Genomic DNA, 13,726 nt, shown 5'->3' with positions numbered 1-13,726 from the left:
GGGCCCAGGTTGTTGGCTCGTGAATAATAAAAACCCAGGGGCAAGGGGTGAGCGGGCAACCGAACACGTGACAGTCTGGAAGCGGGCTGTCTGAATAGTTTTGCCCGCGAGGGCAAGTTTCCATAAGCAATTTCGAGAGACGGATGAACATCACCACCTTAGCCAAACGCACGTGCCTGCTTATCTCGCTGATCATCACCCCGGCCGCCTGGGCGGTTGAAATGGTGCCGGCCTCCCCGCAACTGGCCGCCAAGTCCTGGGTCCTCATGGATGCCGCCAGTGGCAACGTGCTGGTCGAGAGCGGCGGTGACGTGCGCCTGCCGCCCGCCAGCCTGACCAAGCTGATGACGGCCTATATCGCGACCCTGGAAATCCGTCGCGGCCAGATCGGCGAAAACGACCCGGTCACCGTCAGCGAAAACGCCTGGCGTACCGGTGGTTCGCGGATGTTCATCAAGGTTGGCTCGCAAGTCACCGTAAGCGACCTGCTGCACGGCATCATCATCCAGTCCGGTAACGACGCCAGCGTCGCCCTGGCCGAGCACATCGCTGGCAGCGAAGACGCCTTTGCCGACATGATGAACAAGACGGCTGGCGAGCTGGGCATGACCAACAGCCACTTCATGAACCCGACCGGCCTGCCGAACCCTGAGCATTATTCGTCGGCTCACGACATGGCGATCCTGGCCCGCGCGATCATCCGCGTCGACCCGGTCCACTACGCGATCTACTCCCAGAAGGAATTCTTCTGGAACAACATCAAGCAGCCTAACCGCAACCTGTTGCTGTGGCGCGACAAGACCGTCGATGGCCTGAAAACCGGCCACACCGACGAAGCCGGCTACTGCATGGTGTCTTCCGCCGTACGTGATGGCCAGCGTCTGATCGCCGTGGTATTCGGCACCAACAGCGAACAGGCCCGTGCGGCCGAGACGCAGAAACTGCTGACCTACGGCTTCCGCTTCTTCGAAACCCAGACCTTCTACCAGAAGGGTGCTGAGCTGGCGACTGCGCCGGTGTGGAAGGGCACGACCTCCCAAGTCAAGGCCGGCCTGGCCGACGACCTGACCCTGACCATGCCTAAGGGCCAGCTGAAAAAACTTGCTGCCAGCATGACCTTGAACCCGCAATTGGTTGCTCCAATCGCCAAGGGCGACGTGATCGGTAAAGTCGAAGTCAAGCTAGAAGACAAGGTGGTGCACAGCGCCGACCTGATCGCGCTGGACGCGGTCGACGAAGGTGGAATCTTCCGCCGCGTATGGGATAGCATCCGTCTATTCTTCTACGGCTTGTTCAACTGATTGTGTGCACCTGCAAGGCCCCGCGTTGATCCGACGCGGGGCTTTGCCCGTCGCCACGGCTTACCGCTTACGAGGCCGTTACGCCATGACCGATAAAGAAGTAGAAGTAAAGGCGCCCAAGATCGAATTCCCGGTGACGGATTATCCCGTCAAGGTGATCAGCGATACCGGCGTGGGCCGCAAGGACAAGATTCTCGAGATCGTCAGGAAGCATGCGACGATCAACGACAACCGCGTGGACGAGCGTCAAAGCTCCACCGGCAAGTACACCACGATCCAGTTGCACATCGTTGCTACCGATCAAGACCAGCTCTACAACATCAACAGCGAACTGCGGGCCACCGGCTTCGTGCACATGGTGCTGTGATGTCAAAAGTCCTGGGCTTTCGCGAGCTCGGCCGGATGGCCTACGAGCCGGTCTGGCATGCCATGCAGCGCTTTACCAATGAGCGCGGCGCCTCGGCCCCGGATGAAATCTGGCTGGTGGAACACCCGCCGGTATTCACCCAGGGCCAGGCTGGCAAGGCAGAACATCTGCTACTTCCGGGTGATATTCCGGTGGTGCAGGTCGACCGAGGGGGTCAAGTGACTTACCATGGGCCCGGTCAGCTTGTCGCTTATCTATTGCTGGACGTGCGCAAGCTGGGGTTTGGCGTGCGCGACCTGGTCAGCCGCATGGAGGCTTGCCTGATCGAGCTGTTGGCCAGTTATGGCGTGAGCGCCGCGGCCAAGCCCGATGCCCCGGGTGTGTATGTGGATGGCGCCAAGATCGCTTCCCTGGGCTTGCGGATTCGCCATGGTTGTTCCTTTCATGGCCTGGCCCTGAACGTGGACATGGACCTGGCACCGTTCCAGCGCATCAACCCGTGCGGTTACGCCGGGCTGGCGATGACACAGCTGAGTGACCACGCCACACCGATTAAATTTGCCGAGGTTAGTGCCCGGCTGCGTGCGCAGCTCGTCAAACACCTCGACTATGCTGAGCAGACGACCCTCACGGGCGGAATCGACTGACTATGACTACTGATGCAGTGCAAACCATGATCCCGACGCTGGACATCACCGAGCGTCCAGCCCCGGCCCCGCGTGCCAAGGTGGAAGCCGGCGTCAAGCTGCGCGGCGCCGAGAAGGTTGCACGCATCCCGGTCAAGATCATCCCGACCACCGAACTGCCGAAGAAACCTGACTGGATCCGCGTGCGCATCCCGGTATCGCCGGAAGTCGACCGTATCAAGGCGCTGCTGCGCAAGCACAAGCTGCACAGCGTGTGCGAAGAAGCCTCGTGCCCGAACCTGGGCGAATGCTTCTCTGGTGGCACCGCCACCTTCATGATCATGGGTGACATCTGCACCCGTCGTTGCCCGTTCTGTGACGTCGGCCACGGCCGTCCGAAGCCTCTGGACGTCAACGAACCGGAAAGCCTGGCCATCGCCATCGCTGACCTGAAACTCAAGTATGTGGTGATCACCTCGGTTGACCGTGACGACTTGCGTGACGGTGGTGCCCAGCACTTTGCCGACTGCATCCGCGAAATCCGCAAGCTATCGCCGAACGTGATGCTCGAAACCCTGGTGCCGGACTACCGTGGGCGTATGGACGTCGCGCTGGCAATCACCGCCGCCGAGCCGCCGGATGTGTTCAACCACAACCTGGAAACCGTGCCACGCCTGTACAAGGCTGCGCGTCCTGGCTCGGACTACCAGTGGTCGCTGACCCTGCTGCAGAAATTCAAGCAGATGATGCCGCACATCCCGACCAAGTCCGGCTTGATGCTCGGCCTGGGCGAGACCGATGAAGAAGTGATCGAAGTCATGAAGCGCATGCGCGAACACGACATCGACATGTTGACCCTGGGCCAGTACCTGCAACCGTCCCGCAGCCACTTGCCGGTGCAGCGTTTCGTGCACCCGGACACCTTCGCCTGGTTCGCCGAGGAAGGTTACAAAATGGGCTTCAAGAATGTGGCGTCCGGCCCGTTGGTACGTTCTTCGTACCATGCCGATGAGCAGGCCAAGCTGGTCAAGGCAAGCCTGGTTTCCTGATAGAGGCCTTTGCAACACCGCAAGTCCAATGTGGGAGGGGGCTTGCCCCCGATAGCGGTGTAGCAGTTCTTTATGAATTGACTGTCACAACGCCATCGGGGGCAAGCCCCCTCCCACATTTCGTTCCGCGTTGACTAGGGAGAGTTGTATATGACGCCAGCCGTTCCAGCCCTTCGTTCTGAAGGCACCATCGCCCTGATCGCCCCCGCCGGCCCTGCTGCACTGGACGTTGAAAAAGCCGGGCAATGGATGCGTGCCCGTGGCTATGACCTGCGCATTTATCCCGGTGTATACGAAAGCGACGGCTACCTGGCTGGCAGCGATGCAGTGCGCCTGCGCGACGTGCATGCCGCCTTCGCCAACCCCGAAGTCGATGCCATCCTCTGCCTGCGCGGCGGCTACGGCACGCCACGCCTGCTCGATGCGCTGGACTTCGACCTGCTGCGCGCCAACCCCAAGCCGTTCGTGGGCTACAGCGATATCACCGCCTTGCACCTGGCAATCAACCGCTACGCTGGTTTTGTGACATTCCACGGGCCGATGCTCAATGCCGACCTGCTTGGCGGCAAACAGCAACCCACCGAATCCTCCTTGTTCAGCCTTCTGCGTGGCCAACTGGGCGCCGGCAGTGTGCTTGCGCACCCAGCGGCCTACCCATTGACCACGATAGAGCCTGGTATCGCCTGTGGGCGCTTGCTGGGCGGTAATCTGTCGATGATCGCGGCGGTCATGGGCACGCCGTATGAAATAGACGCCGAAGGCATCATCCTGTTTATCGAGGACGTCAACGAGCCGCTCTATCGTATCGACCGCCTGCTGACTCACCTGCGCCTGGCAGGCAAACTGGCCCAGGTTGCCGGTGTGCTGGTAGGCGACGTGGCGGGTGTGGATAACGTCGCGCTGGAGAGGTTGCTGAAGCAGACTTTCGAACCGCTGTGCATTCCAGTGCTGGCAGGCTGGCGCAGTGGTCATTGCGACCCGAACCTCACGTTGCCGATGGGCGCTTTGGTGCGCCTGGATGCGGGGGAGCAGCAGCTGGTGCTGGAGCAGGATGTAGTCTGTAAATAGTGGTCGCCTGCCAGACCCTATCGGGGGCAGTGCGACGATTCGACTTGCCCCCGATGGCGGTAATTGCCCTAAGCAGATCTATCGGTCCTGCAGTGATTCCAGCAACTTCACCGTCGGATACCCATCCGCCGGCCAGCCCAACGCCTGCTGCGCCGCTCGAATCGCCTTGCGCGTGTTGGCGCCGATAATCCCATCCGCATTACCCGCGTCATAACCCTTGGCGCTGAGCGCCGTTTGCAGGTCGATACGCTGTGAGCGGCTCAGCGGCAGCTCATCTTTGGGCCAACTGCCACGAATCACACCGCCGCCGCCAAACCGCTCCGACAACAGGCCAACTGCCAGCGAATAGGATGACGAGTTGTTGTACTTGAGGATCGCACGGAAGTTATCCAGCACGAGGAACGCCGGGCCGCGGTAACCGGCCGGCAACAGCAGGGCGGCGGACAATTGATCGACGTTGGCCGGCAGGCTCACACCGGGTGGCAACTGAATCCCCAGTTGCAGCCATTCGGCGACACTCTTGCGCACGCCACCATCGGCCAGGCTGTAATCGAAGCCCGAGGGAAGCGGCTGCACTTCTACACCCCAAGGCTGGCCTTTCTGCCAGCCGGAGCTTTGCAGGTAATGCGCAGTGGAGGCGAGGGCGTCACCCGGGCTGTTCCAGATATCGCGGCGACCATCACCGTCGAAGTCCACCGCATGGGTGTTGTAGGTAGTCGGGATGAACTGGGTCTGGCCCATTGCACCGGCCCATGAGCCTTTCATCTGGTCGGCCTGAATATCGCCATGCTGGATGATCTGCAGTGCTGCCAGCAGTTGCGCCTGGGCAAAGGCCGGGCGACGGCCTTCGTAGGCCAGGGTGGCGAGGGAGCGGATCACCGAGTTGTTGCCCTGGAACGCGCCGAAGTTGCTTTCCATGCCCCACACCGAGACCAGTGCCTGGCGATCAACGCCATACCGCTCTTCGATGCGCTGCAGGATATCGGCGTACTTGACCAGCAAGGCCTGGCCATTGCGCACACGCAGCGGCGACAGGGCGCCGTCGAGGTATTCCCACACCGGGCGGGAAAACTCCGGCTGGCTGCGGTCGGCGCGAATCACCGCCATATCAGGGGTGACGCCGGCAAAGGCGTTATCGAAGACGTCGGCTGTGATCCCGGCCTGCAGGGCTTGCGCACGAAAGCCCGCCTGCCATTCGGCAAAGGTCTGGGTCGGTTGGATAGCGAGATTGTCTACCGCCAGCGGGGCAACCACGGCAGGCGCGATGGCCGGTGCGGTCTGGAGCTTGGGCAGGGGTTGCGCGTCCGCGGCGGTAGGTTTTTCCGCACAGGCGACGAGCAGAATGAGGCTGGAGGCAGCGATCAATTGGCGAAGGTGCCAACGACGGGAAAGGCTAGAGGGCATGCACAGGTCCAGGGGGTTACAAATCAGGTATAGACCTTATCATGCCAGAGGGGCACTTGCCTTCAGGCAGCCAGAAAGTAAGAAGCCTCCCAGCTATTAGACTGGAAGGCTTCGCGGCGGTAGCTGCCTTTGCCCTTGCCGGCGCGTTCCTGGCGGCTGCGGAACAAGGGCTGGGCGATGATGGATTTGGCCTTGTTGGGGCCATGCTTGGATGGCTTTTTGCTCATGATGGTTCTCTCATTGGTTTAAGTGGAGCGGGCAAATAATCTGCCGAAGTTGAGCGACTGTAAAGCCCGGCGATCTGTAGGAAAGGTATGCAGGTCTAATGTGGGAGGGGGCTTGCTCCCGATAGCGGTACATCAGTGAAATATAAATTCCTGACACACTGCCATCGGGAGCAAGCCCCCTCCCACATTGGATCTATGGTGTGTTTAAGAGAGGGTTATTCGGCGGGCAGGGTGAGGCGCTGGCCGGCCATCAACAGCGACAGACGGCTCAGGCTCATCCACGGCGAGCCGGCCGCCTGGCCCTTGATCTGTGCGTCGATGCGCTGGGCTTCCAGCAACAGTTGCGCCCAGCGTTGCGCCGAGTGCCGTTGCAGGGCTTTGCTCATCAGGGGCTTGCGCTTGTCCCACACCGGTGGCCTGGCCTGGCTGAAACATTTATCCAGGGGTGTGCCCTGGCTGTATTGCAGGGCAATGTTCGCCAGTACCCGCAACTCCCGAGCCAGGGCCCAGAGAATCACGGGCGGTTCCACCCCTTCGCCACGCAGGCCTTCGAGCATGCGCAGGGCGTGGGCGGGCTCGCCGTTGAGGATCGCATCCACCAGGCCGAACACATCAAAGCGAGCGCTGTCAGCGACTGCGCCTTGTACGGTTTCGACAGTGATCTGCCCATCCTCGGCCATCAGCTTGAGCTTTTCGATCTCCTGGGCGGCGGCAAGCAGGTTGCCCTCGACCCGGGCAGCAATCAGCTCTACGGCATCTTGTGTCGCCGCCAGCCCCGATTGTGACAAGCGCTGACGAATCCACTGCGGCAACTGGTTGCTGTCCACTGGCCAGATCTGGATGAATTGGGTTTGCGGGCCCTCTACCAGTGCCTTGCCCCACTTGGTTTTCTGCGCGCTGCCATCGAGCTTGGGCAGGCTGATCAGCAGTACAGTGTCTTCGGCAGGGCGCGAGCAGTATTCCATCAACGCCGCCGCACCTTTGTCGCCCGGCTTGCCCGAGGGCAGGCGCAGTTCCAGCAGGCGCTTTTCGGCAAACAACGACATGCTGGCGCCGGCCTGCAGCAATGTACCCCAGTCGAAACTGGCGTCGGCGCTGAAGACCTGGCGCTCATCGAAGCCTTGCTGACGTGCGGCGGTGCGGATCGCATCGGCCGCTTCCTGGCACAGCAGCGGGTCATCGCCGCTGACAATATAGACAGGCGCGAGGCCACCTTGCAGGTGCTTGGCGAGTTGGGCGGGGGCAAGTTTCATAGGCGGGTCGAACGGGGCGCCGGGGGCGCCCCGCCTGGCTTACTCGACTGGGACTTCAACAGGCGATTGTTTCGGCGTGTTGTCTTCATACTCTTGCGCGGCTTTCAGGGCATCGGCGTCAGCCTTGGCCTTGTTGTCGGCGGTTTGCTGCAGGGCAGCCAGTTTTTCCGGGGTGAGCATTTGCAGGCGAGTCATCATGCGCTGGATCAGCTCACGACGCATTTCCTTGCGCACCTGAATAGTCTCGGAGTCCGAACCCACCAGGTTGTTGCCATCGTGGCTGACGACCTTCTGCACCTGGATCTTGTCACCCATCAGCGGCAAGTTGTCGCGACCTTGTACTTCGAAGAGGAGCGCAGTGTTCAACTCGACGTCTGACGCACGGCCGGCGCTGGCGTAGCTGATATTGCGCTGGGTTTCTTTCTCATCCGTCAGGATCAGTTTGTAGGTCGCGCCGTTGTACACGTGCACGCCGCTGTTTTCCAGGGTCTGGCGCAGTTGGGTCACGGTCTCGCCATAGGCGTTGCGAGCGGTGAGGTCGAGTTCCTTGAGCGACAACTCATTGGTGCCGGTGCCGCGCAGCTGGAAGCCGCAAGCGCTTAACAGCACGGCAAGGCCCATAACCAGCAGATTGCGTTTGATCATTTTGTTGCTCCCCTTGAAACCATGTGGGCCATATCGAGGCCCTAAAGGTTTAGTTCGGCGCAGGGCCCAAGCCCCGCGCCCGATCCGATTTAGCTGGCGACGATGTTGACCAGTTTGCCGGGCACCACGATCACTTTGCGGATCGTCAGGCCTTCGGTAAAGCGCAGCACGTTCTCGTTGATACGTGCAGCGGCCTCAACCTCTTCACGGCTGGCGCTGGCCGGCATGTCGATCTGGCCGCGCAGTTTACCGTTGACCTGGATGACCAATTGCAGCGTGTCCTGTACCAGGGCGCTGTCATCCTGCACTGGCCAGGCGGCATCGATTACGGCGCCGCTGTGGCCCAAACGGCTCCACAGTTCATGGCTGATGTGCGGCGTGATCGGTGCGAGCAACAGAGTAACTGTTTCCAGGCCTTCCTGGATCAGCGCGCGGTCAAGTTCTGTAGCCTGCGGGGCTTTTTCCAGCACGTTCATCAGCGTCATCACCTGGGCGATGGCGGTGTTGAACTTGTGGTGCTGCCCTACGTCCTGGCTGGCCTGGCGGATGGCCAGGTGGGTGCTGCGACGAATGGCTTTCTGCTCGTCGTTCAAGGCCGCGACGTCCAGCTTGCCCGGCAAGCCTTGGCTGACATGGGCATGGGCCAGGCGCCAGACGCGCTTGAGGAAGCGGTGCGAGCCTTCGACGCCGGAGTCGGACCATTCGGCGCTCATGTCAGGCGGCGAGGCGAACATCATGAACAGGCGGCAGGTGTCGGCGCCGAACTGGTCGATCATCGACTGCGGGTCGACACCGTTGTTCTTCGACTTGGCCATCTTCTCGGTGCCACCGATTTCCACCGGCAGACCGTCGGATTTCAGCTTGGCACTGATCACCTTGGCCTTGCTGTCACGCTCGAGCTCGACATCCGCCGGGTTGAACCAGGTGTAGGCACCATTGGCTTCACGGCGGTAGTAGGTCTCGGCGATCACCATGCCCTGGGTCAGCAGGTTCTTGAACGGCTCATCGGAGCTCACCAGGCCTTCGTCGCGCATCAGCTTGTGGAAGAAGCGCGCATACAGCAGGTGGAGAATGGCGTGTTCGATGCCGCCGATGTACTGGTCCACCGGCAACCAATGGTCGGCTGCGGATTTTTCCACCAGGCCGCCTTCATAGTGCGGCGAGGCGTAGCGGGCGTAGTACCACGAGGACTCGACGAAGGTGTCCATGGTGTCGGTTTCACGCTTGGCCGGTGCGCCACATTTCGGGCAGCTGCACTCGTAGAACTGCGGCATGCGCGCCAGCGGCGAGCCAGCGCCGTCCGGCACGACGTCTTCCGGCAGGACGACCGGCAGTTGGTCCTCCGGCACCGGCACGTCGCCGCAGGTCTCACAGTGGATGATCGGGATTGGGCAGCCCCAGTAGCGCTGGCGGCTGATGCCCCAGTCGCGCAGGCGGAACTGGGTGCGCGAGGCACCGAGGTTTTTCTTGATCAGCGCGACTTCGATAGCGTCGAAGGCGCCTTGGAAGTCCAGGCCGTCGAACTCGCCGGAATTGATCAACGTGCCGTGCTCGCCGTAGGCGTCTTGCCACGGAGCCGGGTTGGTGTCGCCCGAGCTGGTGCGCACCACGGACTTGATCGGCAGGTTGTACTTGGTGGCGAATTCGAAGTCGCGCTCGTCATGGGCCGGCACCGCCATGACAGCGCCGTCGCCGTAGTGCATCAGCACGTAGTTGGCGACCCATACCGGCAGTTTGTCGCCCGTCAGCGGGTGTTCGACGAACAGTCCGGTCGGCAGGCCTTTTTTCTCCTGGGTGGCGACGTCGGCTTCGGCCACGCTGCCGCCTTTGCATTCGGCGATGAACGCCTGCAGCTCAGGGTTGTTCTGTGCAGCCTGGGTGGCCAGCGGGTGTTCGGCGGCCACGGCGACGTAGGTCGCGCCCATCAGGGTATCCGGACGGGTAGTGAAGACTTTCAGTGCGCCGGCTTCGCCGATGGAATCGACGTTGTACGGGAACTGTACTTCCATGCCCTTGGATTTGCCGATCCAGTTGCGTTGCATGGTCTTGACCTGTTCAGGCCAGCCCGGCAAGTCATCGAGGCTCGACAAGAGTTCATCGGCGTAGGCGGTGATCTTGAAGTAGTACATCGGGATTTCGCGCTTTTCGATCAGCGCGCCGGAGCGCCAGCCGCGACCGTCGATGACCTGCTCGTTGGCCAGTACGGTCTGGTCGATCGGGTCCCAGTTCACGGTACCGCTCTTTTTATAGATCACGCCTTTTTCGAACAGGCGAGTGAACAGCCATTGTTCCCAGCGGTAGTAGTCCGGCTTGCAGGTGGTCACTTCGCGGGACCAGTCCACCGCCAGGCCCAGGCTGCGCAGCTGGGTCTTCATGTAGGCGATGTTTTCGTAGGTCCACTTGGCGGGGGCCACGTTGTTTTTCATCGCGGCGTTTTCCGCCGGCATGCCGAAGGCGTCCCAACCCATGGGTTGCAGGACATTCTTGCCGAGCATGCGCTGGTAGCGGGAAATCACGTCGCCGATGGTGTAGTTACGCACGTGCCCCATGTGTAGCTTGCCGCTGGGGTAAGGGAACATCGACAGGCAGTAGTAAGTCTCCTTGCCTGGCTGTTCACTGACTTCAAAGGACTTCTGCTCGTCCCAGAACGTTTGGGCGGCATTTTCTATTTCACGGGGCTGATATTGTTCGTGCATGGCTACTTTTGAACTGGATAGGGGTGGCCTAATCCTCTTCGGTGCACTGTCCGGGTTGTTCGACACCAAGAAGCGGCGCGTCCGTGCCCAAACCCTGCGGGAAGTGGAGTTACAGGAAGCGCCGTAGCATACATGACCCCACTCTATCGAGGGAAACCCTGATTGCGCGGCAAGGGCCGTCTGTCGCGGCAGCGGGCAGGCGCAGCAACGGGGGCTACGCTGTTTAGTGGGGAGCAAGTATTTCTTCAATGAGGTGAGGGGATGGTTGAATCGCAGCGAACTTTAACGAAACCGCAGTTGTATGAGGGACTGATCGACCGTTTGGGTCGGGCATTGGATGCCGCAAGAACCGCAGGCCGATTGCGTGATGAACGGCCTCTGGAGCTGGAGTTGCGAGGCTTGAGCCAGGCGGAACTTGAACTGATCAAGAACTACCTGGAGTTGAATCACCACCGCGCCTCTCATGGGCAGGCCTCCCCGCCAGCCCAAGAGCCTCCTCGTTCGGCTAAGGTTGTCTGGCTGAAGGATCTGGCGGCCGGTCGCGGCCCGGAAAAATCCCGGTCCGTACGGTGCAAGTGAAGCACAGTGCCATCTGTTAATTTTCTCGAAACGAGCTGGTAAAGATTGTCGCTCAACCCCGTTGCATCTAGGCTTCGGGCATCTTTGGAGATGCCCGATGCCTTTTCGTTATTTCATTAAGCAATTGTTGTTGCCGCCCGGTATTTTCTTGCTGTTGCTGGCTCTTGCCTGGTGGTTTCGTCGCAGTCGCCCGCGCCTGGCCGGATTATGTTTTGCCCTCGGACTGGGCGGGATGTGGTTGATCAGCCTGCCGGTGATGGTGCAATGGGGCGCTCGTGCCCTCGAGACTGAGCCGCCTTTGGCTCGCGAAGACTGGGCTACGCTGGCCCAGCGGGCCGATGCAATTGTGGTGCTGGGCTCGGGACGTGAGCGTGGCGATATTGCCTGGGGCAGCGACCAGCCCACCGGCATTGGCTTGGAGCGTGAGCGTTATGCGGCGCGACTGGCCAAGGCGTCAGGTTTGCCGGTGCTGACCAGTGGCGGCTTGCACTACGGCACGCCGCCCAGTGAGGCCGAGATGATGGCCGTGTCGATGCAGGATGATTTCGGTGTCAGCGTGCGCTGGAAAGAAGAGCGTAGCCGCACCACTTGGGAGAACGCCCAGATGAGCGCCGAGATTCTGTTGCCCCAAGGCATCAAGCGTGTGGTGGTAGTGACTCAAGCCTGGCACATGCCGCGTTCGGTATGGAGTTTTGAGAAGGCTGGCTTCACTGTGGTGCCCGGACCGGTGGGCTTTCTGGGCGTGGACCATGGCCGACCGCTCGGCGGCTGGATGCCGGAGGTCAAGGCGGTATGGCAAAGCGGGCAGTTGATCAATGAAGCGGTGGGGCAGGTGGGATACCGGGTGTTTTATCAGTAACACCGTAGGATAAAAATGTGGGAGGGGCTTGCTCCCGATAGCAGTGTGTCAGTCAGTACATTTGATACTGACACTCCGCTATCGGGAGCAAGCCCCTCCCACATCTGTTTGGTGTTTGTCCGGTTAGACCGTTTTGGACATCCGGCCAGCCAACAGGGCCCAGCCAAACAACCCCAGGCACACAATAATCAACGGCCACGAACGCCATTGCAGGTACGGCGTGAGGTTATGCATCGGCACCACTTCGCCGTAGAGAATGCCACGCTCGAATTGCGGGATCTGTGCGGTGATCTGCCCGAACGGGTTGATCAGCCCGGTCACGCCGTTATTGGTGGCGCGGATCATCCAGCGCCCGGCTTCCAGTGCTCGCATCTGCGCCATTTGCAGGTGCTGCAATGGGCCAATGGAGCGGCCGAACCAGGTGTCGTTGCTGATGGTCAGCAGCAGGTCGCTCTGGGCCGACAGGCCGGCAGCGAACTCCGGGTACACCACTTCATAGCAAATGAACGGCGCTATCTGATAACCCTTGGCCTGGAGCATGGCCTGGTCTGACGGGCCGCGAGCGAAATCGGACATCGGCAGGTCGAAGAAGGCAATCAGCCCGCGCAGCATATCCTGCAACGGCACGTACTCGCCAAATGGCACCAGCTTTTGCTTCAGGTACGTGCCGTCACCTTCACCGACCACGGTGATACCGTTGAAGTAGCGCTTCTGGTGGTGCACTTCCTGGCGAATCGGCACGCCGGTGATCAGCGCGGTATTCCGCTCGGCGGCAAACTTGCCCATCATCCCCAAATAGCCCTCGACGGACTCCTTGAGCACAGGCACTGCGGTTTCCGGCCATACCAGCAGGTCGACCCGCTTGGAGCTCAGGCTCATGTCGCGGTACAGCGCCAGTTGGGCGTTGAGCTGCTCGGGGTCCCACTTCATGCTTTGTTCGACGTTGCCCTGGATCGCGGCCACGCTCAACGGGGCGCCCGAAGGCGAGGTCCAGGCGTGATGCTTGAGGGCCAGGCCGATGGCCCAGGGGGTCACCAGCAACACCAGGCCCGCGCCGATGAAGGCATTGCGCTTGCTCGCCAACAGACGCGGCAGGTTACACAGCAGCGCGGCAGTCAGTGCCAGGGCGAAGGAAATCAGCCACATCCCGCCCAACGGCGCCAGGCCGGTCAGCGGGCCGTCGAGTTGGCTGTAGCCGGAGTACAACCACGGGAAACCGGTGAGGAACCAGCCACGAAACGCCTCCTGGCCGACCCATAGTGCCGCGAAGGTCAGGGCATCCGCCAATGGCGCCTCATTGCGGCGCAGCCAGCGCGCCCATAACCAGGCGGGCAGGGCGAAGAACCAGGCAATGGCGGCGGTGAACAGCAGCATCAGGAACCCCGCCAGCAGCACCGAAGCGCCGCCGAAGTGGTGGATACTGTAGTAGATCCAGCTGGTACCGGCGCCAAACAGGCCGAAGCCGAAGCACCAGCCGCGGCCCAGGGCCTGGCGGGGCGTCAGTTCGCGCAGGCCGATATAGAACAGGCCGACCGCCACCAGCGCCAGAGGCCAGATATCGAAGGGCGCCAGCGCCAGGGTAGTGAGGGCGCCGGCTACCACGGCCAGCAGGTTACCGGGCCAGCCGGGGCGGTTCAGGCGCTGCATGTCAT

At 61.4% G+C, this 13,726-nt stretch carries 13 protein-coding genes; 7 read left to right on the top strand and 6 right to left on the bottom strand.

What is annotated here, in order from left to right:
- The first annotated feature begins 143 nt into the window (after nt 1-143).
- The 5 genes from QYQ93_RS25670 to QYQ93_RS25650 all read left to right on the top strand — a co-directional run bounded on the left by QYQ93_RS25670 (nt 144) and on the right by QYQ93_RS25650 (nt 4,411).
- The gene (locus QYQ93_RS25670) at nt 144-1,301 is read left to right on the top strand and encodes a D-alanyl-D-alanine carboxypeptidase family protein (protein ID WP_043047981.1); all 1,158 of its coding nucleotides are present in this window, start codon (nt 144-146) and stop codon (nt 1,299-1,301) included.
- An 85-nt stretch (nt 1,302-1,386) separates the two neighbouring features.
- Nucleotides 1,387-1,668: a DUF493 domain-containing protein gene (locus tag QYQ93_RS25665; RefSeq protein WP_043047980.1), complete on the top strand. Its 282-nt coding sequence runs from the start codon at nt 1,387-1,389 to the stop codon at nt 1,666-1,668.
- On the top strand, nt 1,668-2,315 hold the full coding sequence (gene lipB / locus QYQ93_RS25660) for a lipoyl(octanoyl) transferase LipB (protein WP_043047978.1): 648 nt from the start codon (nt 1,668-1,670) through the stop codon (nt 2,313-2,315). The genes QYQ93_RS25665 and lipB overlap by 1 nt, the downstream gene beginning before the upstream one ends.
- A 26-nt stretch (nt 2,316-2,341) precedes the next feature.
- Complete coding sequence (gene lipA, locus QYQ93_RS25655) at nt 2,342-3,343, top strand: lipoyl synthase (protein ID WP_161796506.1); 1,002 nt, start codon at nt 2,342-2,344, stop codon at nt 3,341-3,343.
- Nucleotides 3,344-3,493: 150 nt separating this feature from the next.
- Entirely contained in the window at nt 3,494-4,411 is a 918-nt protein-coding gene (locus QYQ93_RS25650; RefSeq protein ID WP_338475776.1) for an LD-carboxypeptidase, read from the top strand.
- Nucleotides 4,412-4,489: 78 nt separating this feature from the next.
- On the opposite strand, the gene QYQ93_RS25645 is transcribed toward QYQ93_RS25650, so the two are convergent.
- The 5 genes from QYQ93_RS25645 to leuS form a co-directional block, all read right to left on the bottom strand.
- Entirely contained in the window at nt 4,490-5,815 is a 1,326-nt protein-coding gene (locus tag QYQ93_RS25645) for a lytic murein transglycosylase (protein WP_338475775.1), read from the bottom strand.
- Between the two features lie 62 nt (nt 5,816-5,877).
- Nucleotides 5,878-6,042 (bottom strand): alternative ribosome rescue factor ArfA, encoded by a 165-nt coding sequence (arfA, locus tag QYQ93_RS25640; RefSeq protein ID WP_003176285.1) that lies wholly within the window; start codon nt 6,040-6,042, stop codon nt 5,878-5,880.
- A 215-nt stretch (nt 6,043-6,257) separates the two neighbouring features.
- Entirely contained in the window at nt 6,258-7,295 is a 1,038-nt protein-coding gene (gene holA / locus QYQ93_RS25635; RefSeq protein ID WP_043047974.1) for a DNA polymerase III subunit delta, read from the bottom strand.
- 39 nt (nt 7,296-7,334) lie between these two features.
- Nucleotides 7,335-7,940: an LPS assembly lipoprotein LptE gene (lptE, locus tag QYQ93_RS25630; protein ID WP_043047972.1), complete on the bottom strand. Its 606-nt coding sequence runs from the start codon at nt 7,938-7,940 to the stop codon at nt 7,335-7,337.
- An 89-nt stretch (nt 7,941-8,029) separates the two neighbouring features.
- Nucleotides 8,030-10,636 carry a leucine--tRNA ligase gene (gene leuS / locus QYQ93_RS25625; protein ID WP_043047970.1) on the bottom strand — a complete coding sequence of 869 codons (2,607 nt, stop codon included), beginning with the start codon at nt 10,634-10,636 and terminating at the stop codon, nt 8,030-8,032.
- Nucleotides 10,637-10,897: 261 nt separating this feature from the next.
- On the opposite strand from leuS, the gene QYQ93_RS25620 reads away from it, so the two are divergent.
- Together QYQ93_RS25620 and QYQ93_RS25615 are read left to right on the top strand one after the other, a co-directional pair.
- Nucleotides 10,898-11,215, top strand: a complete 318-nt coding sequence (locus tag QYQ93_RS25620; RefSeq protein ID WP_043047969.1) for a hypothetical protein — start codon at nt 10,898-10,900, stop codon at nt 11,213-11,215.
- A gap of 97 nt (nt 11,216-11,312) precedes the next feature.
- Nucleotides 11,313-12,074: a YdcF family protein gene (locus QYQ93_RS25615; protein ID WP_046069677.1), complete on the top strand. Its 762-nt coding sequence runs from the start codon at nt 11,313-11,315 to the stop codon at nt 12,072-12,074.
- A 123-nt stretch (nt 12,075-12,197) separates the two neighbouring features.
- On the opposite strand, the gene lnt is transcribed toward QYQ93_RS25615, so the two are convergent.
- The gene (gene lnt, locus QYQ93_RS25610) at nt 12,198-13,721 is read right to left on the bottom strand and encodes an apolipoprotein N-acyltransferase (RefSeq protein ID WP_043047965.1); all 1,524 of its coding nucleotides are present in this window, start codon (nt 13,719-13,721) and stop codon (nt 12,198-12,200) included.
- Nucleotides 13,722-13,726: the final 5 nt, after the last annotated feature.

This window comes from Pseudomonas khavaziana (assembly GCF_036704165.1).
GTDB lineage: Bacteria > Pseudomonadota > Gammaproteobacteria > Pseudomonadales > Pseudomonadaceae > Aquipseudomonas > Aquipseudomonas khavaziana.
The sequence above is the reverse complement of the archived record's forward strand: the minus strand, read 5'-3'. Positions and strand labels throughout refer to the sequence as shown.